Annotated in this window: 22 protein-coding genes and 1 pseudogene; 10 read left to right on the top strand and 13 right to left on the bottom strand. The window is 71.8% G+C overall.

Features of this window, described 5'->3' with window-relative positions; translation table 11 throughout:
* Positions 1-2 precede the first annotated feature (2 nt).
* The 4 genes from POL25_RS36920 to POL25_RS36905 all read right to left on the bottom strand — a co-directional run bounded on the left by POL25_RS36920 (position 3) and on the right by POL25_RS36905 (position 4,534).
* Positions 3-2,693 (bottom strand): cysteine peptidase family C39 domain-containing protein, encoded by a 2,691-nt coding sequence (locus POL25_RS36920; protein WP_272091060.1) that lies wholly within the window; start codon positions 2,691-2,693, stop codon positions 3-5.
* On the bottom strand, positions 2,690-3,859 hold the full coding sequence (locus tag POL25_RS44705; protein WP_272091059.1) for an HlyD family secretion protein: 1,170 nt from the start codon (positions 3,857-3,859) through the stop codon (positions 2,690-2,692). Before POL25_RS44705 ends, POL25_RS36920 begins: the two co-directional genes overlap by 4 nt.
* Positions 3,860-4,036: 177 nt before the next feature.
* Positions 4,037-4,261, bottom strand: a complete 225-nt coding sequence (locus POL25_RS36910) for a hypothetical protein (RefSeq protein WP_272091058.1) — start codon at positions 4,259-4,261, stop codon at positions 4,037-4,039.
* 15 nt (positions 4,262-4,276) lie between these two features.
* On the bottom strand, positions 4,277-4,534 hold the full coding sequence (locus POL25_RS36905) for a hypothetical protein (RefSeq protein WP_272091057.1): 258 nt from the start codon (positions 4,532-4,534) through the stop codon (positions 4,277-4,279).
* Between the two features lie 106 nt (positions 4,535-4,640).
* On the opposite strand from POL25_RS36905, the gene POL25_RS36900 reads away from it, so the two are divergent.
* Complete coding sequence (locus POL25_RS36900) at positions 4,641-4,781, top strand: hypothetical protein (protein ID WP_272091056.1); 141 nt, start codon at positions 4,641-4,643, stop codon at positions 4,779-4,781.
* Positions 4,782-4,944: 163 nt separating this feature from the next.
* Here the strand turns inward: POL25_RS36900 and POL25_RS36895 are convergent, their stop codons facing one another.
* Positions 4,945-5,583 carry a TetR/AcrR family transcriptional regulator gene (locus POL25_RS36895; protein ID WP_272091055.1) on the bottom strand — a complete coding sequence of 213 codons (639 nt, stop codon included), beginning with the start codon at positions 5,581-5,583 and terminating at the stop codon, positions 4,945-4,947.
* A gap of 61 nt (positions 5,584-5,644) precedes the next feature.
* Here POL25_RS36895 and POL25_RS36890 point away from each other — a divergent pair, with 61 nt between their 5' ends.
* The 3 genes and pseudogenes from POL25_RS36890 (at position 5,645) to POL25_RS36880 (ending at position 7,438) form a co-directional block, all read left to right on the top strand.
* Positions 5,645-6,550, top strand: a complete 906-nt coding sequence (locus POL25_RS36890; RefSeq protein WP_272091054.1) for an oxidoreductase — start codon at positions 5,645-5,647, stop codon at positions 6,548-6,550.
* Between the two features lie 199 nt (positions 6,551-6,749).
* A pseudogene (locus POL25_RS45095) lies at positions 6,750-7,064 on the top strand (NAD(P)H-binding protein); the annotation flags it as partial.
* A 92-nt stretch (positions 7,065-7,156) separates the two neighbouring features.
* The gene (locus tag POL25_RS36880; RefSeq protein ID WP_272091159.1) at positions 7,157-7,438 is read left to right on the top strand and encodes a hypothetical protein; all 282 of its coding nucleotides are present in this window, start codon (positions 7,157-7,159) and stop codon (positions 7,436-7,438) included.
* 42 nt (positions 7,439-7,480) lie between these two features.
* Here POL25_RS36880 and POL25_RS36875 read toward each other — a convergent pair whose 3' ends face one another.
* The gene (locus POL25_RS36875; protein WP_272091053.1) at positions 7,481-8,353 is read right to left on the bottom strand and encodes a hypothetical protein; all 873 of its coding nucleotides are present in this window, start codon (positions 8,351-8,353) and stop codon (positions 7,481-7,483) included.
* A gap of 139 nt (positions 8,354-8,492) precedes the next feature.
* Between POL25_RS36875 and POL25_RS36870 the strand changes: the two genes are divergently transcribed.
* Both POL25_RS36870 and POL25_RS36865 read left to right on the top strand, forming a co-directional pair.
* Positions 8,493-10,553 carry a RecQ family ATP-dependent DNA helicase gene (locus tag POL25_RS36870; protein WP_272091052.1) on the top strand — a complete coding sequence of 687 codons (2,061 nt, stop codon included), beginning with the start codon at positions 8,493-8,495 and terminating at the stop codon, positions 10,551-10,553.
* 129 nt (positions 10,554-10,682) lie between these two features.
* Positions 10,683-11,585 (top strand): ChaN family lipoprotein, encoded by a 903-nt coding sequence (locus POL25_RS36865; RefSeq protein WP_272091051.1) that lies wholly within the window; start codon positions 10,683-10,685, stop codon positions 11,583-11,585.
* 248 nt (positions 11,586-11,833) lie between these two features.
* Here the strand turns inward: POL25_RS36865 and POL25_RS36860 are convergent, their stop codons facing one another.
* The gene (locus tag POL25_RS36860; RefSeq protein WP_272091050.1) at positions 11,834-12,424 is read right to left on the bottom strand and encodes a hypothetical protein; all 591 of its coding nucleotides are present in this window, start codon (positions 12,422-12,424) and stop codon (positions 11,834-11,836) included.
* A 245-nt stretch (positions 12,425-12,669) separates the two neighbouring features.
* Between POL25_RS36860 and POL25_RS36855 the strand changes: the two genes are divergently transcribed.
* Positions 12,670-13,752: a hypothetical protein gene (locus POL25_RS36855; protein WP_272091049.1), complete on the top strand. Its 1,083-nt coding sequence runs from the start codon at positions 12,670-12,672 to the stop codon at positions 13,750-13,752.
* Between the two features lie 125 nt (positions 13,753-13,877).
* A complete protein-coding gene (locus POL25_RS36850; RefSeq protein WP_272091048.1) occupies positions 13,878-14,360 on the top strand; it encodes a hypothetical protein in 483 nt (160 codons plus the stop codon).
* A 60-nt stretch (positions 14,361-14,420) separates the two neighbouring features.
* Here the strand turns inward: POL25_RS36850 and POL25_RS36845 are convergent, their stop codons facing one another.
* The 6 genes from POL25_RS36845 to POL25_RS36820 form a co-directional block, all read right to left on the bottom strand.
* A complete protein-coding gene (locus POL25_RS36845) occupies positions 14,421-14,651 on the bottom strand; it encodes a formate dehydrogenase subunit delta (protein WP_272091047.1) in 231 nt (76 codons plus the stop codon).
* 11 nt (positions 14,652-14,662) lie between these two features.
* On the bottom strand, positions 14,663-17,515 hold the full coding sequence (gene fdhF / locus POL25_RS36840) for a formate dehydrogenase subunit alpha (protein ID WP_272091046.1): 2,853 nt from the start codon (positions 17,513-17,515) through the stop codon (positions 14,663-14,665).
* A gap of 21 nt (positions 17,516-17,536) precedes the next feature.
* On the bottom strand, positions 17,537-19,072 hold the full coding sequence (locus POL25_RS36835; protein WP_272091045.1) for a formate dehydrogenase beta subunit: 1,536 nt from the start codon (positions 19,070-19,072) through the stop codon (positions 17,537-17,539).
* Positions 19,069-19,542, bottom strand: coding sequence for a formate dehydrogenase subunit gamma (locus tag POL25_RS36830; RefSeq protein ID WP_272091044.1), 474 nt, complete (start codon positions 19,540-19,542; stop codon positions 19,069-19,071). The genes POL25_RS36835 and POL25_RS36830 overlap by 4 nt, the downstream gene beginning before the upstream one ends.
* A gap of 62 nt (positions 19,543-19,604) precedes the next feature.
* On the bottom strand, positions 19,605-20,426 hold the full coding sequence (gene fdhD / locus POL25_RS36825; protein WP_272091043.1) for a formate dehydrogenase accessory sulfurtransferase FdhD: 822 nt from the start codon (positions 20,424-20,426) through the stop codon (positions 19,605-19,607).
* Positions 20,423-20,902: a nitrate reductase associated protein gene (locus POL25_RS36820; protein ID WP_272091042.1), complete on the bottom strand. Its 480-nt coding sequence runs from the start codon at positions 20,900-20,902 to the stop codon at positions 20,423-20,425. The genes fdhD and POL25_RS36820 overlap by 4 nt, the downstream gene beginning before the upstream one ends.
* A 221-nt stretch (positions 20,903-21,123) precedes the next feature.
* On the opposite strand from POL25_RS36820, the gene POL25_RS36815 reads away from it, so the two are divergent.
* Together POL25_RS36815 and POL25_RS36810 are read left to right on the top strand one after the other, a co-directional pair.
* Entirely contained in the window at positions 21,124-21,792 is a 669-nt protein-coding gene (locus POL25_RS36815) for a pentapeptide repeat-containing protein (protein WP_272091041.1), read from the top strand.
* Between the two features lie 98 nt (positions 21,793-21,890).
* On the top strand, positions 21,891-22,820 hold the full coding sequence (locus POL25_RS36810; protein ID WP_272091040.1) for a hypothetical protein: 930 nt from the start codon (positions 21,891-21,893) through the stop codon (positions 22,818-22,820).
* Positions 22,821-22,851 lie beyond the last annotated feature (31 nt).

The following is a 22,851-nucleotide window of genomic DNA, read 5'->3' as shown; positions in this document are numbered from 1 at the left end:
GGTCAAACCGGGGCCTCCGCGCCGGCGTTCAGCTGGCCGGCGTCCATGCGGAGCCGCCGCCAGCGGGGGTCGCTCCAGCCCTCGGCGCGCAGCTCGGCCTCGGCTTGCAGCAGGGCGGCGAATTTCGAATCTGTCCGGGAGGACAGGTCGCGCGGGGCGCCGTCCTCGACCAGGCGGCCGCCGTCGATCACCAGCACCCGATCGAAGCCGAGCGCCGCTTCGATGTCGTGGGTGACGCACAGCAGGGTGCTGCCGCGCCAGTGCGCGCGGGCGGCGGTAAGCAGAGCGGCGCGGGCGTGGCGGTCGAGGCCGCGGAACGGCTCGTCGAGCAGGACCAGGCGCGGCGCGTCGCGCAGGAGCGCGCGGCCGAGGCGGACGCGCTGGCCCTCGCCGCCGGAGACGAGGCCGCCGCCCTCACCCAGGATCGACTGCAGGCCGTCAGGCAAGCGCTCGAGCACGGGGCCGAGGTCGGCGAGCGCGAGCGCTTGCGGCAGGCGATGATGCCCGGCGTCGTCGCCGTAGCGCAGGTTGTGCAGCAGGGTGTCGTTCCACAGCTGCACGGCCGGGTCGACCCACGCGGTGACGCGGCGCAGCGCGGCCACGGCCGGCTCGTCGAGGGACACGCCGTCGATCGCGAGGCGGCCGCTCGCGGGCTTGTGCCAGCCGAGCAGCAGGCCGAGCAGGCTCGACTTGCCGGCCCCCGAGGCGCCGACCACCGCCACGTGCTCGCCGGCCGCGATCTGCAGGTCGAGCGCGTGCAAGATCGGGTGACCGCCGGCGACCGCGGTGACCCGCTCGAAAGAACAGGTGACGCCGCCGCTGCCGGGCCACGGCTCGGCGCGCGCCGCCGGCTCGGGGACGTCGGCGGCGGTGTGCAGCGGCTCGAGCAGGCGCAGGGCGGCGGCGCGCAGGGCGGGGATCTCGAACGCCGCGGCCGCGATCTGATCGCCGATCGCCGGCAACGACAGGGCCCAGTAGAGCAGCAGCAGCGCGCCGGCCGGCTCGGGGTGACGGGCGACGTAGGTGCTCCACAGGACCGCGGCGAGGATCATGCCGAGCCCGGCGCTGAGGCCGACCGCGATGACCTGGACGCGGAACAGGCCCCGCTGGGCGCGCGCCCACTCGACCAGCAAGGCCTCGTGCTCGCGCAGCAGCGAGCGCTCGGCGGCGTGGGTGCGGATCGCGGTGAGGCCGAGCAGGGCGTCGAGGTAGAACCGGCCGAGCGCGCCGCCGTGGCTGCGGACCTTGAGGTCGCGCTCGGTCATGAGCGGCTGCAGGGCCAGCGGCAAGCCGAGCACGAGGGCGGCGGTGAGGACGATCCACGGGGCGCCGCCGGGGTCGAGCCAGATCAGCGCGAGGGCGGTGAACAGCAGCTCGCAGCCGCCGCGGACCAGGCGAGCGGCGACGTCGGGCATGTGCCGAAGGACATGTCCTCTGTGACATCTCTCGGCCATGTCGGAGATCGGGCGGCTGGCGAGGTAACGATCGCCGAGGCGCGGGATCTGGGTCAGGAAGGCGATCCGCAGGCGGGCGCCGAGGCGGCGGCCGACCCGGCGCACGCCGACGGCGAGCGGCAGCTCGAGCGCGAGCACGGCGACGAAGAAGGCGAGCACGGCCGCGGCGGCGCCGAGCCGCTGCTCGCCGACGCCGATGCGATCGCCTATGTCGAGCAGGGCGCGCAGCACCAGCGCCTCGCCGACGACCACGGCGGCGGCGGTGACGAGGCCGAGCCCGAGCACGGCCGGGAGCGCGAGGCCGTCGGCGCGGACCAGGGCGAACAGCTGGCGCAGCGGGGAGATCTGCGGCTCGGTGAGGGCGGCGAGGAGGTCGGGCGAGAGTGTACTTTGGGACAGGTCGCCGGGGTGCAGCGCCGGGGCGTCGGGCCGCACGCCGCGGACCCGCACGAGCACGGCGCCGCGCAGCAGGGCGCTGCCCTCCTCGGGCCCGGGCACGGCGGTGAAGCACTGCTCGGGCAGGACGGCATACAGGGCGTCGCCGTCCAGGCCCTCGCTGGCGGCGAGCAGGCCGGCGACGAACCGCCCGGCCTCACCGCCGCGAGCGACGGCGCCGGCGCGGGCGAGCGACTCGGTGAGGCGGATAGCGGCGTCGAGGCGGGCGAGGCCGAGGATGCCTGGGTCGCCGAGGCCGGCGGCGACCCAGGCGTCGACGCGGATGCGGGCGAGCTTCAGCTCGCGGGCGCGGACCCGCAGGGCGCCGGTGAACTCGTCGCTGCCGAGCCACTCGCGCAGATCGTCTTCGGGGACCGGCATGCGGTGGACGAACAGCTCGCGCCGCAGCTGCTCGCGCGGGACGAAGCGCCGGCCGACGGCGGGATCCATGATCTGGACCAGGCCGGCGAAGCACGACCAGACGACGACGAAGTGGGTGAGACCGCCAGGCGAGAGCACGACGGCGATCGCCGGCAAGGCCCCGGCCTCGGCGGTGAACACGTGGTCGGGCGGGCACATGATCTGCTCGGCGTCGAGGCCGAGCTGGACCGCGACCTCCTCCATGGTGTCGATCGAGGTGCCATCGACGTCGGTCTGACAGGCCTCGCGCAGGCGGCCGTAGCTGACGGGCAGGCCGTGGCTCTCGAGCAGGCACTTGAGGGTGGCGGGGCCGCAGTCCATGGCCGAGCTCTGGATGACCTCGGCGACGATCCGGCGCCGACGCGGCGGTCGGGCGGCGGTCATGGGGCGAGGGCCTGACCGATGGTGCGCAGCAGCAGGGCGGCGGGCGCGACGGACTCGACCTCGATCTCGAGCACGCCGGTGAGGCCGTGCTCGGCAGGGATCTTGCTAGCTGTCCCTTCGGACATATTATCTGTCCCTGTGGACATGTCGCACTCAACGCGGACGAGGCCGTCCTCGGCCTCGCTGGCGACGGCGGCGACGCGGCCGCGGAGGCTGCCGAACTCGGTCCAGGGGAAGCCGTCGAGGCGCATGCGGGCGGGCTGGCCGGGGCGGATCCGGCCGACGCTGGCGGGGGTGAAGCGGCCGACGATGCGCAGCGGGTCGTCGGGGATCACGAGCGCGACCACGGCCCCACGCGCGAGCACGGCGCCGGGTTGCAGCGGGACCACGCCGCCGAGCCGGCCGGCGATCGGGGCGCGCAGCGAGTGTTGGTCGATCTGGTGGTCGAGGCGCGCGAGCGCGGCGATCTTCGTGGCCAGCGCTCGCTGCAGCTCGGCCTCCTCGCGCAGGGTGCGGGCGAGGTCGATGCGCATCGTCGCCAGCCGCTCGCCGAGCTCGGCCCGGGTGCGCGCGATCTGCAGGCGGCGGATCGTCGCCACCGCGGCGCTGCCTCGCTCGCGCGCTTGCAGCAATTCGGCGGCCTCGCTCGACTCGACGCCGAGGCCGCGCAGGCTCTCGCTGCGCTCGGCCATGGTGCGGGCGAAGGCGGCGGCGATCTGGGCCTCCTGGGCGCTGGCAGAGGCCTCGCTCTGGCGCGTGCGACCTCCGGCCTCGAAGGCCTCGATCGCGGCGGCGAGGGCGGCGTGCTCACCGGCGAGGGCGCCGAGCTCGGTGAGCAGGCCCTGGCGTTCGGCGTCGACCTCGGCTCGCGCGAGCTGGAGGCCGCGGCTGTCGAGCTCGAGCAATGGTTCACCGGCGGCGACGCGGCGGCCGAGCGCGAGGCTGGCCGAAAGGACACGTCCCTCGAGGACCGGGGCGAGCGGGACGGCGGCCCGCGCGACCTCGAGGCGAGCCTGCTCGCTGGTGGCGATCAGGCTGACCCGCGCGAGCATCGACCAGGCGGCCCAGGCGGCGAGGAAGCCGACGGCGAGGGCGACGCCGACGACCGTGCCGCGCGCGCTCTCGGCCCCCAGAGCCCGCAATGAGCGCGAGAAGGCGATCGGCACTCTCGTGTGGGTACCGCAATCGTCGCGAGGGGTAAAGCTGGCCGCAGACGCGCGCGCGGCCGCGCGATCATGGTGGCGCTTCCGCGTGCTCACTCATGTGCGGCTGCGATCGAGGCTCGCATGGCCGCACGTGTGCATGGAGGTAGCGCATCCGCTCCGCGCGAAGGAGCGAGAGCTTCAGCCGAGGCGCGGGGGGCCGGGGCGACGCACGGGGGGCAGGTCGACGCGGACTTCGGGGGGCTGCGGTTCGCCGAGGCTGGGGGACGAGCCCGGCCCGTCGAGCCGGGCCATGCGAGCGAAACGCCATTCCTGAACGGTACGCAGGGCGCCGCGGACCAACAACGCAAATACCATCAAGAAGGGCACGCCGAGGAAGATCAGTGTCATGATCGCGCCGGACATGTGCTTCATATGCGATCAGCGTGGGGCCCGAATCGCGGCGGTCAAGCGTCTGCAGGGCTGTTTGCGCGGGTTTTCGTCGGCGGCGATGCTGCTGGTGGGTGGGTGTGCCGCGAAGGCGCCGATCGCCGCGAGCGAGCCGGCGAGCGCGGCGATCGTGCTGCCGCGATCCGGGGTGATCGAGGCCCAGAGCGCCGCGATCGAGGCGATGCCGGAGTCGGAGAGCGTCACGCCGCCGTGCGATGGCGATTCAGCGCACGCGCGCGCGCTGTGCATGTGTCAGCGGCAATGCGAGCGCCGCATCGATCGCGCGGCGTGGCAGGCGAGGCTGACGCGGAGCGGCGGCGAGGCGCCGGCGTGGTTGGCGGCAGGGGAGGCGGGAGTGATGCGGTTCCCGTATCACGACGTCGACGGGCTCGAGGTCGCGTTCGACGGCGAAGGTCGGGTGACGCGCTGCTCGCACAGCATGGTCGGAGATCCATCGGCGACGGTGGCGATCGCCTGCGCGACCCCGCGGTCGTGAAGGCTTTGCGAGCATCATGTCCGAGCGCATGCGCAGGTGTCGTCAATCTCGCATGACGATCCATCGCCATCATCGAAGCACCGACGAGTGACCGCAGACCGATGCTTCTTGCTCGCGCGCGCGGCTCGACGCTCGCGCTCCCCGCCGCCCTCGATAGGCGCGATCAGGGCTCTGGCAGGCCGTCGACCACGTGCTGGATCTGCGCGGCCAGGCACGACGCCAGCGACGTGTCCGGGCCGCCCGCGAAGGCGCGCATCGGCAGCGCCTGGCGGAACAGCCAGGTGCCCGAGATGATGGCCAGCACCAGGGAGGCGCGGGCCTCGGCGCGCGGGGGGCCGAGCCAGCGGGCGAGCGGCTGGATCACCCGCGTGGCCAGCAGCTCGGTGGCGAGGTCGCAGACCTCCGGCTGGCCGGCGGCGTGCAGCAGGATCGACAGGGTGTCGACCTCGCGCACCGGCTTGCTGAAGAAATGGCGGGCGATGTGGCGGCCGACGGTGGCGCGGTCGGGGCCGAGGAACGGGCCGAGGGCGATGTCGGACTCGATGGCGGCGACGAACAGGTCGCGCTTCGAGCCGAAGTAGCGGACGACCAGCGCGGGGGTGATGCCGGCGGCGGCGGCGATCTCTCGCATGCCCGCGTTGGCGTAGCCGCGGGTGGCGAACAGCACGCGGGCGGCGTGGAGGATCTCGGCCCGGGTCTGCTCGGCGTCGCGGGGGCGCGGCGCGGCGGCGGAACGGGGGCGGGAGGGGCTCTTGCGCTGGGCCATCGGTGTTTTTTGTAAACGGCTGTTGACTTCTAGCACGGGCGGTCCAAGATGTCGCCAAGTAAACGTTCGTTTACCGAACACACAGGAGAGACACGCGATGAGCGGCTGGGGCACGAAGGACATCCCACGACTGGACGGCACGACCGCCGTGGTCACGGGCGCGAACAGCGGTATCGGCTATTACACGGCGCTGGAGCTGGCGCGCGCGGGGGCGGAGGTGGTCATCGGCTGCCGCGACGCCGCCCGCGGCGAGGAGGCGCTGAGCGGCCTGCGGCAGCAGTCGGGGGGCAAGGTCGAGCTCGTCCCGCTCGACCTGTCGTCGCTGGCGTCGGTGCGGTCGTTCGCCGAGCAGGTGCGGCGGGCCCACCCGCGGCTCGACCTGCTGGTCAACAACGCCGGCATCATGGCGCTGCCGCGGCGCGAGACCACGGTCGACGGGTTCGAGAAGCAGTTCGGCACCAATCACCTCGGGCACTTCGCGCTGACGGGGCTGCTGCTGCCGGCGCTGCGGGCCAGCGCGGCACCGCGAGTGGTGACGGTCAGCAGCGGCGTGGCCTGGGGCGCGCGGCTCGACATCGACGACCTGCAGAGCGAGCGGCGCTACACGCCGATGGGCACCTACGGGCGGTCGAAGCTGGCCAACCTGATGTTCATGCTCGAGCTGCAGCGGCGCGCCGGCGACACCGGGCTGCGCAGCATGGCGGCCCACCCGGGCGGGGCTTCGACGGGGCTGCAGAAGCACGCGTTCACGCGCAGCATCAAGCTGCTCGGGCAGTCGGCGCAAGACGGGGCGCTGCCGTCGCTGCGCGCGGCGACGGCCGCGGACGTGCGCGGCGGCGAGTACTACGGGCCGCGGATCTTGCTGATGCGCGGGGCGCCGATCCGGGCCTGGGTGCCGCCGCAAGCCCGCAACGAGCAGCTCGCGGCGCGGCTGTGGCAGCGCTCCGAGGAGCTGACGGGGGTGCGCTTCGACCTGCCCCCAGGGACAGGTCCGAGGGGCTGACGCGATGAAGGATCTTCGGGGCGACAGGGATGAACCTGCCCCCGGGGACAGGTCCGAGGGGCTGACGCGATGAAGGATCTTCGGGGCGACAGGGATGAACCTGGCCCCGGGGACAGGTCCGAGGGGCTGACGCGATGAAGGATCTTCGGGGCGACAGGGATGAACCTGCCCCCGGGGACAGGTCCGAAGGGGTGACGCGATGAAGGTGCTGATCTTCGGGGCGACAGGGATGATCGGTCAGGCGGTGCTGCGCGAGTCGCTGCTGGACCCGCAGATCGATCGCGTGACGGTGGTCGGCCGCAATCCGACGGGTCAGCACCACCCGAAGCTGCGCGAGCTGATCCACGCGGACCTGGGCGATCTTTCGCCGATCGCGGAGGGGCTGGCGGGGCACGACGCGTGCTTCTGGTGCGTCGGGGTGTCGTCGGCGGGGATGTCCGAGGCCGAGTACACGCGGGTGACGTACGACCTGACGCTGTCCGCGGCGCGCTCGCTGGCAGCGTCGAGCCCGCAGCTGACGTTCGTGTTCGTGTCGGGCATGGGCGCCGACAGCAGCGAACGCGGGCGGGTGATGTGGGCGCGGGTGAAGGGAAGACGGAGAACGCGTTGCGCGAGCTGCCGCTGCACGCGAGCTATGTGGTCCGCCCGGCGTTCGTCCAGCCGCTGCACGGGATCCGCTCGCGCACTCGGATGTACAACCTGTTCTACGCGGTGCTGGCGCCCCTGTATCCGCTGTGGAAGTTACTGCTGCCGGGGCTGGTGACGAGCACGGAGCAGATGGGGCGAGCGATGATCGCGGTGGCCCGCGACGGGACGGCGAAATACGTGCTCGAGACGCGCGACCTCAACGCGATCGGTCAGCGCGAGCTGGCGGCGCGGGCGGGGTGAATGTAGGGACATGTCCGGTAGGACATGTGCGAAGACGCTGGACTACTCGCGCGACCACGGCGGGCGAAACGAGCGCTGGAGCTCGAGCTCGTCGGCCCAGGCGAGCCGAGCGTGCGTGGGCCCGACGATGTTGCGGCGGGCGGCCTCGAGGCTGATCTCGGGGCGGGGATGGTACCGCGGGCAGTCGGCGTAGCTGCGGAACAGACGCGGCGAGAGGAACATCAGCACGCCGACGGGCGCGCTGGTGGCGGCGGCGGCGGCGAGCTTGTGGTGGCCGTCGAGCACGACGGCGACGGCGCAGCGCTCGTTGGCGTAGCAGCCGAAGGCGAGCGCGGTTGGGCGGGCGCCGGCAGTGAGGCGCTGAGCGTAGTGGTCGATGCGCGCGGCGTCGGCGGCGGTGGTGAGCGGTAGCAGCAAGATCGCCAGGTCGCCGATCGTGCCGCGGTACATCACCGTGGGCGTGGGTTGGGGATTGTCGCGGCCGTAGCCGAGGCGGCGATCCGAGCCTGCCTCGCGGACTTCGACGCCCCAGGCGTCCGGCTCGCGGTAGCTGACCCCGTAATCACCCGGGAAGTTGACGCACAGGCCGGTGTGATGAATCGCGGTAAGGGGGACGATGGCGTGCACGAGGTCGTAGACGCCAGCGGGCAGCGGAGCGCCGGTCGCCGCCAGGAGGTCGGGGGCCAGGTCGAACGGCCCGTCGCCGTTCAGCTCGGCGCATGCCCGATCGGACATGTCCGGTGGGACAGCGCCTTCCAGGCAGCGCATGAAGCACTGGAAGGTCTCCTGCACCAGCTCGACGGCCGTGACGCCGCGGACCGAGAAGGCGCCGTGCTCGAGCATCTCGATCCGGAGGTCGACGAGCGCGGCGTCGGTGGCGACCACGTGATCGACGATCAGGCGGGGCGCGGGCATCGTTCGCAGGATAGGGCGGCGCGTGGGGAGGAGCGAGGGGGACAGCGCCGAGCGGGGGATTTGCCCGGCGCGCGGGGCCATGGGTGCGAAAATGCACGAGGCTGCGGCCGCGGGGCGAGTTTGATGCTAGAGAAGCGCGATGATCGAACAGGCCGACCTCGACCGCGTGCTCGCCGAACGGTTCGGGTTCTCGGAGTTCCGCCCGGGGCAGCGGCGTAGCGTCGAGGAATTGCTGCTCGGCAGCGGGGCGCTCTTGTGCATCCAGCCGACCGGGTACGGCAAGAGCCTGTTGTATCAATTGCCGGCGGCGCTGCTCGACGGGATCACCCTGGTGGTGTCGCCGCTGCTGGCGCTGATGCGCGACCAATTGCAGCACCTCAACGACCGCTTCGGGCTGGCGGCGGCGAGCATCAACAGCGACCAGAGCGAGGAAGAGAACGACGCGGCCAAGGCTGCGGCGGCCCAGGGGCGAGCGCGGCTGCTGTTCGTGTCACCGGAGCACCTCGACCACGTCGACCGCTTCGAGGCCCTGGCGGCGCTGCCGATCCGGCTGCTGGTGGTCGACGAGGCGCACTGCATCTCGACGTGGGGCCACGACTTCCGCCCGGCGTACCGGCAGATCGTGCACCTGCTGCGAGCCCTGCAAGCGCGTCACCCGTCGCTGCGGGTGCTGGGGCTGACGGCGACGGCGGACGAGCGGGTGGAGGAGGACATCCGCGCGCAGCTGCAGCGCCCGGGCGACGCGCCGCTGACGGTGCACCGCAACAGCATGGACCGGCCCAACCTGTCGCTGGCGACGGTGGGGCTGGCGGGGATGGCGGAGAAGCTGGCCTATCTGGCGCAGATCGTGCCGCGGCTGCCGTCGCCGGGGATCGTGTACTGCGCGACGCGAGAGCGCACGGAGCTGGTCGCGGGCTTCCTGCAGGCGCGCGGGCTGCGAGCCGAGGCGTATCACGCGGGGCTCGAGCCGGAGCGCAAGCGCGAGCTGCAGGCGACGTTCCTGCACGGCGATTGCCCGGTGATCGCGGCGACCAATGCGTTGGGGATGGGGATCGACAAGTCGGACCTGCGCTACGTGATCCACGTCGACGTGCCAGGCTCGGTGACGGCCTATTATCAAGAGGTGGGCCGCGCCGGACGCGACGGCCGGCCGGCGCGGGGGATCTTGCTGTACGACCCGGAGGACCGGCGGATCCAGGAGCACTTCATCGATTCGGCGCAGCCGCAGCCGGAGGACTTCACGGCGATCGTCGAGGCGGTCGAGCACGATCCGCTGGGGCTGACGGCGATCAAGGTGCGGACGGGACTGCACCCGACGCGGGTGACGGTGGTGATCGCGGAGCTGGTCGAGCAGGGCTTCGTCCGCAAGCTCAGCGCTGGCGGCAAGCAGGTGTATGGTCTGACTCAAAAGACAGGTACGCCGGAGCTCGACCGCTACCGCACGCAACACGCGGTGCGGACGCGCGAGCTGGGGGCGATGCTGGCGTACGGGCGCGGCGAGGCCGATTGCCTGATGGCGACGCTGCGGCGTGCGCTCGGTGACCGCGAGGCGACGGCGTGCGGGCGCTGCTCGCTGTGCCGGGGGCAACAGTCGAGCGTGGACATCGAGGCGGCCGCCGCGGAGGCGCAGCGCTGGCTCGAGTCGCGGCCGTCGCCGATCGCCGCGAGCGCGCGGCCGGAGATGGCGGAGGGGTTGGCGCTGCTCGACGGCGAGATCGCCGGGCCGCTGTTCCGCGGATTCTTCAAGGGGCGCGAGACGGGGGAGGGGCTGGCGCCGGCGGTGGTGGAGCTGCTGCGCGCGCGGGTGCGGGCGCTCGGCGAGCAGTTCGCGTTCGCGGCGGTGGCGGCGGTGCCGAGCCGCGACTGGGGGCAGCGCGCGGAGGCGCTGCAGATCGCGGCGGAGACGCTGGGGGTGCCGGCGCTGCCGGAGCTGCTGGTGTGGCGCGAGGAGCCGCGGGCGCGGCAGAGCGAGCTGCGCAACAACGATCAGCGGCGCGAGAACGTGGAGAACACGATGAAGATCGGCAGCGACACGGTGCGCGGAGAGCTGCTGTTGCTCGATGATTTTGTCGGTTCGGGGGCGACGCTGAAGGAGGCCGGCCGGGTGCTGCGGAAGGAGGCGAAGCTGAAGGCGGCGATCGTGCCGCTGACGCTGGCGCGGGTCCGCTGGAAGCTGGGCTCGGCGGGGCGGATCCACTGAGGCAGGCGAATGGTGGGCCGATGGCTGACGCCGGATCTCTGATGCGGGAGCTTCGGCGTCGGCGCGGGTGAGGTCCCTGCGCGGATCTCCCTGGTTGTCGCGCCGGGAGGGCTGTGCGAGCCTCGCGGCGTGACAGGGCAGTCCCGGCGGCAGTGGATGCGGTTTGCGCTCGGCGCGGTCAGTGTGTCGGCGTGCCGCAAGCAGGAGACGCGCGCGCCGGGGCTGCAGGAGGCGCGGCTCTTCTCGGGGGCCGACGGCAGGCCGGTGACCGAGGCGGAGATCGTGGAGGCGATGGGCGCGAGCGACGTGGTGCTCATCGGCGAGCAGCACGCGCATCCGCTCGGGCTCGAGCTGGCGGCGGCGCTGTTCGAGGCGCTGCTGGCGACCGGGGCGAGCGCGGCGCTGGCCCTCGAGAGCGTCGAGCGCGATCGCCAGGCGAAGCTCGACGCGTACCTGCGCGGGGAGATCGACGAGGCGGCGTTCCGCGCGGCGGCGGAGCTCGAGGGCGAGCGCAAGTTCCCGGCGGGGCATCGGCGGATGGTCGCGGCCGCGAAGGCGAAGGGTCGGCCGGTGATCGCGGCCAACGCGGCGCGGGCGCTGGTGAAGCGGGCGCGGCTGGAGGGGCTCGAGCCACTGCGCACATTGCCGCCCGAGGAGCAGGTGCTGGTGGAGGTGCCGGAGCAGCTGACCGAAGGGACGTATCGCCAGCAGTTCACGGCGCTGATGGGCCAGCACGCGGGGGTCGATCCGGCCACGCTCGAGGGGTTCTACCGGGCGCAGAACGTGTGGGACGCGACGATGGCAGGGTCGATCGTGCGGGCGCTGGCAGGCGGTTCACGGCCGGTGGTGCAGGTGGTCGGGAGCTTCCACGTCGATGGCGAGGGCGGGCTGTATCAGCGGGTCCGCGCGGCGCAACCCTCGGCGAAGGTGTGGCGGCTGTCGGTGGTGGCGGAGGACGCGGCGGCGTTGCGCGCGGAAGATCGCGGGCGCGCCGACGTGGTCGCGTACGTGGGGCCGCTGCCGGCGGGGTGAGTACGGGGGGAAGGTCGGCGAGGTGTCCGAGAGGACATGCTCGCAGGGACAGGTAGCTTCGGAGCAGCCAGAGGATCTCGGCGATGTCGTCGAGATGTCCGAGGGGACATGCTGTCAGGGACAGGACGATGCAGTGTCGCTGTCACTCGCGCGATGTCCGAGAGGACATGCTCACAGGGACAGGACGAGGCAGTGTCGCTGTCACTCGCGAGATGTCTGAGAGGACATGCTCGCAAGGACAGGGCGATTCAGGGCAGCCAGAGGATCGTGACGATGTCGTCGTCGAGGGCGATGACGGCTGGTTCGCCGCGGAAACCGGGGCCGGTGTTGGTGAACCAGGTCGGCTCGGCGGCGGCCCACAGCTCGGCGGTGAACCACCGGCGGAGGGCTTCGAGGTCGATCATCAGGTCGGCCAGGCGGGACGGGCCGACGTCGTCGAGCCAGCCGCCCGCCTCGGCTTCGGCGCGCTCGGCGGCCTCCTCGGCCTGGAGCTCGGCGAGTCGCTTGCGGGCGGTGGCGAGCAGGGCATCGGCGCAGGCGATCGCCTCGTCGCGGTCGACGGCGCGCCAGGAGCCGTCGACGAAGGTGCAGTACGGGGCGTCCTCGGGGGTGCAGAGGCTGAAGTGATCCTCGAGGAAGGTCTGGGCGATCTTGTGCCGGGCGGCGACGCGGGCCTGCAGATCGGCGCCGGCCTCGAGCAGGGCCTCGCGGTGGATCGGCTCGAGCACGGCGCTCGCAGGGACCGCCTTGAGCCACGCGCTAGCCCATGAGGGGTACATCTGCTGCTGGATGTGCTCGGCGAGCGCGAGCCGGCGCTCGAGGTCGGGGTCGGGGCGCATGGGCGGAAGGGTAGCGAAGTTCGCGGGGCCGGGGCGAGACAGAGTTCAGCGGGCGGGCCGTCTCCAGGAGGCGCCGCGGCGGTCCGACGCACCCTGGTGGCCACGATGAGGGGAACCCCGCCGAGTGAGGCGCGCAGCCATGGATGCGGTGTCGACGGGGCGCGGCGTCGTGGGGCTCGGCGCGGCTCTCCGGGGCGTGCGCACGCGAGACGCAGGCTGCGTCGCTCGCGTAACATCGACGCGCGATGGACGTCCGCGCGCTGTTTCCCGAGTGGGACGAGGTGAGCGAAGAGCAGGAGGCGGAGATCGCGGCAGTCTGCGCGCGGCTCGGGCGGTCGCGTGAATGGGCGGCGGAGGACGGCTACACGCACGCGATCGTCGGCGGGGCGGTCGCGGGCGAGCGGGTGGCGTGGGTCGAGAAGGTCGAGGAGGACGACGGAGGTTGGGTCGACGTCGATTACTTCTTGCACATGCGGAGCGGTGAGAGGCAACTCCGCGAGTGGAAGGTCGATACGTACAACCCGTACTTCGGCTGCGACGTCGGCCACCTGCGCTGGTGGGACGGGGCGGTGGTGCTGGTATATCGCGAGAAGCACCGCACGATCGCCTGCAGGCTCGGGCCGGAGGGGGCGCCGCAACTGCGGGCGATCGGGCACGGGTGGACGGTGCTGAACGAGGTGCTGCTCTGCGACAGCCGGGCGCGCGGGCTGGTCGAGCGGATCGAACTGCCGGCGCTGCGACCGATGGCGCCGCTGCCGGCGGCGCTGGCGGTGCGGAGCATGGTCATGGGGTCATGTCCTCTGGGACAGCCGATCACGGACGAGCCGGCGGGGCTGCAGCGGCGGATCGCGGCGGGTTTGCCAGAGGTCGCGGGGCCGATCGCGGAGCTGCTGGTCGGGGCGCTGGCGTATCGCTTCTGGGAGCCGCGGCCGCCGCTCGCGGCGACGTATGAAGCCGTGTTCGACGAGGAGCGGTGGAACACGCCGTGCTGGCTGCCGTTTTATGCGTACTGGGCGAGCTCGGCGAAGGAGCGGCAGGTGTTGCTGGCGCAGCTCGACGCGGTCGCTGCGCGGGCGCCTGGCGAGTTTGAAGGCGAGGACGATACTGCCGAGCTGGCCTGCCAGCATATCGCGGCCCGCTGCGCGGAGCTGGCGGCGGTGTGTCGGGCGGGGCGGCTGCCGGATGGGGAGTGCTGTTATTTCTGGGTGGAGTGGTCGCAGGAGGTGTTTGCGGGGGCGGAGGGGCTGTTCCCGGCGGGGATGTGGGCGGTGTGGCAGGGGCTGCGGCCGCGAGCGCGCGAGCTGCTGGCGCTCGGGGAGCACAAGTAGCGCGGGGCATGACTTGCGGTACAGTGACTGCCCGGAGCGGAGAGCTCGGCATGGCGCGTGAACTCGAGGTACCGGCCAGGCGCTCTCTGCTTGCGAGGCCCCAGAGACTGGGGTTCCTGCCGACGATGTGGTTCTGGAACGATTGGGAGACGCAGCGGCTGCTGATGCCCTTCGTGCTGATGAGCGTCCCGCTCTTTCTGCTGATCAATGGGCTTCAACTGTGGCTCCGACTCGGCGCGTGGATCCCGATCACGATGAGCCTGGTCGTACCCTATTTGACGATGGGGCTGGTGGAGCGTTACGTGCGCGCGCAGGTGCGGCTGCGCGCTCCTGAGGCGATGGCTGATGTGCGGCCGATCGTCGCTCGGCGGGTCCATGCTGGCCCGGCCCTGGCGCTGACGGCGGCGGTCGTCTCCGCAGCGCTGACCCTATTGGTGCTCCTGCAGGCCAGCCCAGTCGCTCTGGGAGCGACGGCTGTCTGCGGGCTCGCGCTTGTCGCCCTCACGCTTCGACACGGAAGGTCACGGGTTCGGAGCCTCGCGGAGGCGAACGCGGGGCGCGGCGAGATTCGCTCGGGAGAGCACGAAGAGCCGCCGCGCGCAGGCTGACGCAGATACGGGAGGCTGCCTCAGCCCCCGCTCACATTTTCAACGTATCGACAGACAGCGCTACGCCGGCGTGAGGTTGTCGCGGTTGGCTGCGATCGCGGCGAGCACCGAGGGTTTGCAGCCGTCGCCCTGCTGCTCGTCGATGTGCGAGAGCAGGGCGCGGCGCATGCGGGGGTCCCAGAAGCGGCGGATGTGGCCGGCGATGCCTTCGTGGACGGCGGCGGGGTCCGGGTCGGACTCGAAGAACGTGGCGATCTCGTTGGCCATCTTGACCAGCTTGTGGGCTTCCATGATCGCCTCCGTCAGCGCGGTGGGGGGTCGGTCTGCGGCAGGAGGGCGTCCTGCTGCTCGCTGAACTCGCCGAAGCGGCGCTGCCAGGTCGAGGTGGGCTCGCCGGTCGGGCTGACCTGGACGGCTGTGACCTTGTACTCGGGGCAGTTGGTGGCCCAGTCGGAGTTCTCGGTGGTGATGACGTTGGCGCCGGAGCCGGGGAAGTGGAAGGTGGTGTAGACGACGCCGGGCTGCATGCGCTCGCTGATGCTGGCGCGCAGGACGGTCTCACCGGCGCGGCTGACGATCTTGCACCAATCGCCATCCTTGACGCCGCGATGCTCGGCGTCGTGGGGGTGGATCTCGAGGCGGTCCTCGTGGTGCCAGGTATTGTTGGCAGTGCGCCGGGTCTGGGCACCGACGTTGTATTGGCTGAGGATCCGCCCGGTGGTGAGGATCAGCGGGAACCTCCGGGTGACGCGCTCCTGGGTGGCGACGTACTCGGTGATGACGAACTTGCCCTTGCCGCGCACGAAGCCGTCGATGTGCATGACGGGGGTGCCGGTCGGGGCCGTTTCGTTGCACGGCCACTGAATGCTGCCGAGCTGGTCGAGCCGGGCGTAGCTGACGCCGGTGAAGGTGGGCGTGAGCCGGGCGATCTCGTCCATGATCTGCGACGGGTGGTCGTAATGCATGGGGTAGCCGAGCGCCTCGGCGAGCGCGAGGGTGGTCTCCCAGTCGGCCTTGCCGGCCAGCGGGGGGGTGACCTTGCGGACGCGGGAGATCCGTCGCTCGGCGTTGGTGAAGGTGCCGTCCTTCTCGAGGAACGAGGAGCCGGGCAAGAACACGTGGGCGAACTTGGCGGTCTCGTTGATGAAGAGGTCCTGGACGACGAGGCACTCGAGCGCTTCGAGGGCGGCGGTGACGTGCTGGGTGTTGGGGTCGGACTGGGCGATGTCCTCGCCCTGGACGTAGAGGCCCCGGAACGAGCCGTCGATGGCGGCGTCGAACATGTTGGGGATCCGCAGGCCAGGCTCGGCGTCGATGGCGACGCCCCAGGCGGTGGCGAACAATGCACGCACCGCGGGGTCGCTGACGTGGCGGTAGCCGGGCAGCTCGTGGGGGAAGCTGCCCATGTCGCAGCTGCCTTGCACGTTGTTCTGGCCGCGCAGCGGGTTGACGCCGACGCCGGGCCGGCCGATGTTGCCGGTGAGCATGGCGAGGTTGGCGATGCCCATGACCATGGTCGAGCCCTGGCTGTGCTCGGTGACGCCGAGGCCGTAATAGATGGCCGCGTTGCCGCCAGTGGCGTAGAGCCGCGCAGCGGCGCGGAGCTCGGCCGCGGGCACGCCGGTGACCTCCTCGGTGACCTCGGGGGCGTGCCGCGGGTCGCTGATGAAGGCCTTCCACTTGTCGAAGGCGGGCTGCTCGCAGCGGTCTTTCACGAACGATTCGGCGTGCAGGCCCTCGGTGACGATGACGTGGGCGAGGGCGTTGACGACGGCGACGTTGGTGCCAGGGCGCAGCTGCAGGTGATGCGCGGCCTCGACGTGGGCGGAGCGCACGAGGTCGATGCCGCGCGGGTCGATGACGATGAGCCGGGCGCCGGCGCGCAGACGTCGCTTCATCTGCGAGCCGAACACGGGGTGAGCGTCGGTCGGGTTGGCGCCGATGACGACGATGACGTCGGCGTATTCGACAGAGTCGAAGTCCTGGGTGCCGGCCGACTCGCCGAGGGTGGTCTTGAGGCCGTAACCGGTGGGCGAGTGGCAGACGCGGGCGCAGGTGTCGACGTTGTTGTTGCCGAAGGCGGCGCGCACGAGCTTTTGTACGAGGTAGGTCTCCTCGTTGGTGCAGCGCGAGGAGGTGATGCCGCCGACGGCGCCGCGGCCGTATTTGGCCTGAATGCGCTTGAACTCGCTGGCAGCGTGGGCGATCGCCTCGTCCCAGGAGACCTCGCGCCACGGGTCGCGGATCGAGGCGCGGATCATGGGCTTGGTGATTCGATCCTTGTGGGTGGCGTAGCCCCAGGCGAATCGACCCTTGACGCAAGAGTGGCCGTGGTTGGCGCGGCCGTCCTTGTCGGGGACCATGCGCACGACCTCGCTGCCCTTGACCTCGGCGCGGAAGGAGCAACCGACGCCACAATAGGCGCAGGTGGTGACGACGCTGTGATCGGGCTGGCCGCGCTCGACGATCGATTTTTCGACGAGGGTGGCGGTCGGGCAGGCCTGGACGCAGGCGCCGCAGGAGACGCACTCGCTGCTGCGGAAGTCGGTGTTGCCGCTGGCGATCTTCGACTCGAAGCCGCGACCGTGGAGGGTCAGCGCGAAGGTGCCCTGGACCTCTTCGCAGGCGCGGACGCAGCGCGAGCAGGCGATGCACTTGGCAGGGTCGAAGTCGAAGTAAGGGTTGGAGGTGTCCTTCTCGGCCTGCTTGAAGTGGTTGGCGCCGTCGAAGCCGTACCGGACCTCGCGCAGACCGACGACGCCGGCCTGCTCCTGCAATTCACAATTGCCGTTGGTGGGACAGGTGAGGCAATCGAGCGGGTGATCGGAGATGTACATCTCCATGACGCCGCGCCGCAGCTTGGCCAGCGGGTCGGACTGGGTGCGCACCTTCATGCCGGGCTCGACGATCGTGGTGCACGAGGCCGGGTAGCCGCGACGACCCTCGATCTGGACCAGGCACAGGCGACACGAGCCGAACGCCTCGAGCGAGTCGGTGGCGCACAGCTTGGGCACGCGCACGCCAGCGTCGGAGGCGGCCCGCATCACCGAGGTGCCGGCGGGCACGGTGACGGCGCGGCCGTCGATCTCGAGGGTGACCTGCTCGCTGCTCTTCCGCTCGGGGGTGCCGGGATCGGGCTCTTTGACGGAGTACATGGCTGATTCCTCCTGCGCGCGTCAGCGCTGGAAGTCCTCGGGGAAGTGCTCGAGCGCGCTGAGCACGGGAGCGGGGGTGAGGCCGCCCATGGCACACAGGGAGCCGTGGGTCATGGTGTCGCAGAGATCGCGCAAGAGGACGAGGTTGGGGCCGCGCCGCTCGTTGTTGCGGATGCGGTCGATGACCTCGACGCCGCGGGTGCTGCCGATCCGGCACGGGGTGCACTTGCCGCACGACTCGATGGCGCAGAACTCCATGGCATAACGAGCCATGAGGGCCATGTCGACGGTGTCGTCGAAGACGACGAGGCCGCCGTGGCCGATCATGCCGCCGGCAGCGGCGAAGACCTCGTAGTCGAGCGGGATGTCGAACTTGGACTCGGGCAAGTAAGGGCCGAGCGGGCCGCCGACCTGGACGGCGCGCACGGGCCGACCGCTGGCCGTGCCGCCGCCGTAGTCGTGCACGAGCTCGCGCAGGGTGAGGCCGAAGGCCTTCTCGACCAGGCCGCCGCGCTTGATGTTGCCGGCGAGCTGAAACGGCAAGGTGCCGCGCGAGCGACCCATGCCGTAGTCGGCGTAGTACTGCGCGCCGCGGTCGAGGATGATCGGGACGCTGGCGAGGGTGATGACGTTGTTGATGACGGTGGGCCTGCCGAACAGGCCGGAGATCGCCGGCAGCGGCGGCTTGGGCCGGACCATGCCGCGCTTGCCCTCGAGGCTCTCGAGCATGGCGGTCTCTTCGCCGCAGATGTACGCGCCGGCGCCGCGGCGCAGCTCGATGTCGAAGCTGCGGCCGCTGCCGAGGATGTCGCGCCCGAGCCAGCCGGCCGCGCGCGCGCAGGCGATCGCGGCCTGCAAGGCGCGCTCGGCGTCGGGGTACTCGGAGCGGAGGTAGATGTAGCCGTACTCGGCGCCGACGGCGAGGCCGGCGATCGCCATGCCCTCGAGCAGGACGTACGGGTCGCCCTCCATCACCATGCGGTCGCTGAAGGTGCCGCTGTCGCCCTCGTCGGCGTTGCAGCAGATGTACTTGCGATCGGCGACGGCGCCGGCGACGGTGCGCCACTTGATGCCGGCCGGGAAGGCGGCGCCGCCGCGACCGCGCAGGCCGCTCTTCACGACCTCCTCGATGATGTCGCCACCTGTCCCCAGGGACAGGGCGGCTCGCAGGCCGCGCAGGCCGCCGTGGGCCTGGTAGTCGGCGAGGTCGAGCGGGTCGGTGAGGCCGACGCGGGCGAAGGTGAGTCGCTCCTGGCTCTTGAGCCAGGTGATGTCGTCGGTGCGGCCGTGGGCCAGCGGGTGATCGCCGCCGCGCAGGAAGTCGGCGGCGAACAGCGAGGCGACGTCGGTGACCTCGACCGGGCCGTAGGCGACGCGGCCGGCGGGGGTGACGACCTCGACCAGCGGCTCGAGCCAGCACATTCCGCGCGTGCCGTTGCGGACGATCTTGACCGGCTCGCCGCGGGCCGCGGCCTCGCGGGCGATCGCCGCCGCGACTTCATCGGCGCCGACGGATCGCGCGGTGGCGTCGATCGGGACGTAGACGATGTGGGTCATGCGCGCTCCTCCGCGGGGGTGACGAGCGAATCGACCAGGCGGTCGAGGCGCTCGCCGGTGAGGCGGCCGCGCAGCTGCCCGTCGAGCAGGAGCGACGGCGCCGCGGCACAGTTGCCGAGGCAGTATACGGGCTCGAGGGTCACCGCGCCGTCCGCCGAGGTGTCGCCGAACTTGCAGCCGAGGCGGCGCTCGAGCGCGCCCGCGAGGGCCTCGCTGCCCATCGCCTGGCACGCCTCGGCGCGGCACAGCTTGAGCACGTGGCGGCCGGGCGGCTCGCTGCGGAAGTCGTGATAGAAGCTGACGACCCCATGGACCTCGGCGCGCGAGAGGTTGAGCGCGGCGGCGACGCGGCCGATCGCCTCGGGCGGGACGTGGCCGAGGCGGTCGGCGATGCCGTGCAGGACCTGCAACAAACCGCCAGGCAGGTGCCCGCTCTGGGCCAGCGCCTGGTCGATCGCGTCGGAGCTCATACCAGCGAATCTACCGAGTTCCGGGCCCGGTCCCAAACGCGGAAGTGATCGGCGGCGGCGGTTCAGTGCGAGATCCGCAGGCCGCCGCTGTACACCGTGAAGCGACCTTCGCGCACGAAGCCCAGCAAGGTCATGTCGGCCTCGACGGCGAGGTCGACGGCCAGGCTCGAGGGCGCGCCGACGGCCGCGAAGATGGCGATCTGAGCCATGAGGGCCTTCTGGACCAGCTCGAAGCTGGCGCGCGCGCTGACCAGCAGGACGGCGTCGACCGCGGGCAATTGGCCGGCGCGCAGGAGGGCGCCGACGAGCTTGTCGACCGCGTTGTGACGGCCGACATCCTCACGCAGGAGACGAAGCTCACCGCGCAGGTCGAACAGCCCGGCTGCGTGGATCCCTCCGGTCGCGGCGAAGGTCGCCTGGGCCCGCAGCAGCGCCGCCGGCAGGCCGGGCACGACCTTCGCGGCCAGTTGGGGCGAGCCCGGGGTCAGCGGCGCCGGCGGCCGCGCGCGCAGGTCGTCGAGCGACTCGCGGCCGCACACCCCGCAGGCCGAGGTCATGACGAAGCTGCGCTTTGGGACAGACGTGGGCAGGCGCACGCCGGCGGCGAGGTCGACGCGCACATGGTCTTCGGAGCAGGTGATGTCGGCGATCTGCTCGCGCGCGCGGACGATGCCCTCGGTGAAGAGGAAGCCGGCGGCGAGGTCGGCGTCGTCGCCCGGCGTGCGCATCGTCATCGCCAGGCGGCGCGGCTCGGGGTCGTCGGCGGTGACGACGCGGATCTCCAGCGGGTCCTCGACGGCGAGTAGGTCGCGGCGCGCGCTGACCTCGTCGCCGCGGTAGAGCACCGCGGCCGCCGGGCGCGTGCGCGGGTCGGGCGTGGTCACGGGGCGGGGATGCCGAACTCGCGGCACGCGGGCACGAAGTTCTCGTTCTTGTGGCTCGAGCGGCTGAGCTTGTAGAGCGCGAAGCGCTGCAGCGGGGCCAGCGCCGCCCACTGCGGCGGCGTCACGGCCACGCCCTCGGCGGCCGCCTTGGCAGCGACCTCGTCGGGGACGCGGGCGACATCGGCCCACGCCGGCGCGGGGTCGACGGGCAGGCGCGCCGGCGGCTCGCCCATGCGCGCCTCGACCATGGCGACGACGGCGGCGTCGAACCGGCGCACGGCCTCGGCGCTGTCGGGGTCGGAGCCGTCGAGCAGGGCGACGACGGCGCTGCGTTGCTCGGGGCCGAGCTTGACCCACTCCTTGAGCGACAGCTTGATCCCGCACAGGTCGAGGTGGTGCCGCACGGCCATCGGGATGCAGCGGAGGTCGGTCTGGAAGTCGCCCTCGAAGGCGAACAGCGCGGGTGGGTGCGGCACGATCGGAGGCTAACGCAGGCCCGCGCGCGGCGCCAGTGGGGCGGGACGCGGGGGGATGGGCTCATGGGGTGTTCGATGCCTTGTATGATTCGAGGACGTTTGATGTTCATGATCGCGGCGTGGTCACGAGGCGACGGAGTTTCGCAAGTCGTCACGGGGACGGCGCGGAGTGAGGGGCCGCGTTTGACCGCGGCGGCAGGTCGGTGCGAGCGTGCCGGCTCATGGCGCGCGCGGACGACGACGAAGGGTCCGACCTCGAGAGCCTGCTCCGCGGGAGCTCGTTCGAGGACCGGACGTTCACCGGGCTCGAGATGCAAGAGGCCGAGCTCGCGGGCAAGGAGTTCGCGGGCTGCACCTTCGTCGGCTGCAAGGCGCAGGAGACCCGCTGGCGCGGCTGTCGGCTCGAGGACTGCGTGTTCGAGCGCTGCGACCTGACGCAGGCGCGACCGGCCGGGATGGTCGCGGGCAAGCTGCAGTTCCGCGAGTGCAAGCTGATGGGCGTCGAATGGACGGAGCTCGGGCGGTTCGCCAGCCTGGCGTTCCACGAGTGCACGCTGCAGTTCGCGTCGTTCCTGCGCCTGAGCCTGTGTCGGACGCAGTTCGTCGATTGCACGATCAGCGAGGCCAACTTCTTCGAGGTCGACCTCGGCGAGGCCGACTTTCGCGGCAGCTCGCTGGCCGGCAGCGTGTTCCGCGGGTGCAAGCTGCGCAAGGCCGACTTCTCGGCGGCGACCGGGGTGTTCATCGACCCGACCGCGAACGAGGCCCGCGAGGCGCTCGTGCCGGTCGAGTCGGCGGTGCTGCTGGCGATGCACCTGGGGCTGCGCGTGGCCGGTCATTCGAGCGCGAAGGCCGAGCCGGCGCGGGCGAGCCGGGGCCGTCGCAAATAGCGAGGTCCCGGGCGCGGAGGCGGTCGCGCGCGCCCGCGAGCGACGGATCGGTCCAGCGCGCGCTTGCCACGAGCGGCGTTCCGGCGTCTCATCACGGGATGAACGAGCTTGCGCGAGGTCTGGGTCGGGCGGGGTGGTTGGCGGGGTTGCTGGTGATCGGTTGCGGCGGGGACGACCCGGGCGCGACGACCGACAGCGGCAATGCGACGGAGACGAGCACGAGCACGAGCACGGGCACGACGGGCACGCCGACGACGGGCACGCCGACGACGAGCACGACGACGGAGCCGGGCACGACCTCGACCTCGACCAGCACGACGGCGGAGCCGACGACGGGCGAGCCGGTGACCTCGACGACGAGCACGACGAGCACGACGACGACGACGGGCGTCGACAGCACGACGACCGGGCGGCCGCCGCTCGCGTGTGGGGACGGGGTCCTCGACGCCGACGAGTCGTGCGACGGCGACCAACTCGGCGGCGCTTCGTGTCAATCGCAGGGCTTCGACGGCGGCGAGCTCGGGTGCACCGAGGCGTGCGAGTTCGACACTCAGGGCTGCAGCGCGTGCGGCGACGGCAACCTCGACGCGGGCGAGGCGTGCGACGACGGCAACCTCGACGCGGGCGACGGCTGCGACGGAGCGTGCGCGGTGGAGGCGTGCGACCCAGACGGGCTCTACACGATCGAGGGCGCGCCGGTCAGCTACACGTGCTGCGCCGGGCTGGTGTCGGTCAACATCTCGGCGTTCACGTTCTCTGGCGACGGGGCGACGATCGTGTCGAGCCCTTCGAACCCGATCGCCATGGCGGGCGAGCCGACGATGTGCCCCGACGGCGATTTCGCCAACGAGGCGTCGATCGCGGGCGGGTGCACCGAGACGTACGCGGTCGAGGGCGAGTTCGTCGACAAGGACACGTGGTCGGGGACGTATCGACTGACGTTCACGGGCGCTCAGTGCTCGTGCTTCAACGGCATGCTGGGGGCGCCTTGCGTCGATCAGAACTTCCCGATCACGGCCTCGCGCTGACGCCGAGGACAGGGCGCATGATGAGGCGGCG

The organism is Nannocystis bainbridge, assembly GCF_028368995.1.
GTDB classification, from domain to species: Bacteria; Myxococcota_A; Polyangia; order Nannocystales; family Nannocystaceae; genus Nannocystis; species Nannocystis bainbridge.
This window is presented reverse-complemented; position numbering and strand designations above follow the sequence as displayed.

What these genes read in the sequence shown, in the direction of transcription:
- POL25_RS36815 (WP_272091041.1), top strand. Translation starts at nt 21,124, where the DNA reads ATGGCGCGCGCGGACGACGACGAAGGGTCCGACCTCGAGAGCCTGCTC.
- POL25_RS36830 (WP_272091044.1), bottom strand. Translation starts at nt 19,542, where the DNA reads ATGAGCTCCGACGCGATCGACCAGGCGCTGGCCCAGAGCGGGCACCTG.
- POL25_RS36810 (WP_272091040.1), top strand. Translation starts at nt 21,891, where the DNA reads ATGAACGAGCTTGCGCGAGGTCTGGGTCGGGCGGGGTGGTTGGCGGGG.
- POL25_RS36875 (WP_272091053.1), bottom strand. Translation starts at nt 8,353, where the DNA reads ATGCCCGCGCCCCGCCTGATCGTCGATCACGTGGTCGCCACCGACGCC.
- POL25_RS36890 (WP_272091054.1), top strand. Translation starts at nt 5,645, where the DNA reads ATGAGCGGCTGGGGCACGAAGGACATCCCACGACTGGACGGCACGACC.
- POL25_RS36920 (WP_272091060.1), bottom strand. Translation starts at nt 2,693, where the DNA reads ATGACCGCCGCCCGACCGCCGCGTCGGCGCCGGATCGTCGCCGAGGTC.
- POL25_RS36860 (WP_272091050.1), bottom strand. Translation starts at nt 12,424, where the DNA reads ATGCGCCCCGACCCCGACCTCGAGCGCCGGCTCGCGCTCGCCGAGCAC.
- POL25_RS36910 (WP_272091058.1), bottom strand. Translation starts at nt 4,261, where the DNA reads ATGTCCGGCGCGATCATGACACTGATCTTCCTCGGCGTGCCCTTCTTG.
- POL25_RS36850 (WP_272091048.1), top strand. Translation starts at nt 13,878, where the DNA reads ATGTGGTTCTGGAACGATTGGGAGACGCAGCGGCTGCTGATGCCCTTC.
- fdhF (WP_272091046.1), bottom strand. Translation starts at nt 17,515, where the DNA reads ATGTACTCCGTCAAAGAGCCCGATCCCGGCACCCCCGAGCGGAAGAGC.
- POL25_RS36870 (WP_272091052.1), top strand. Translation starts at nt 8,493, where the DNA reads ATGATCGAACAGGCCGACCTCGACCGCGTGCTCGCCGAACGGTTCGGG.
- POL25_RS36835 (WP_272091045.1), bottom strand. Translation starts at nt 19,072, where the DNA reads ATGACCCACATCGTCTACGTCCCGATCGACGCCACCGCGCGATCCGTC.
- POL25_RS36855 (WP_272091049.1), top strand. Translation starts at nt 12,670, where the DNA reads ATGGACGTCCGCGCGCTGTTTCCCGAGTGGGACGAGGTGAGCGAAGAG.
- POL25_RS36905 (WP_272091057.1), bottom strand. Translation starts at nt 4,534, where the DNA reads ATGCACAGCGCGCGCGCGTGCGCTGAATCGCCATCGCACGGCGGCGTG.
- POL25_RS36845 (WP_272091047.1), bottom strand. Translation starts at nt 14,651, where the DNA reads ATGGAAGCCCACAAGCTGGTCAAGATGGCCAACGAGATCGCCACGTTC.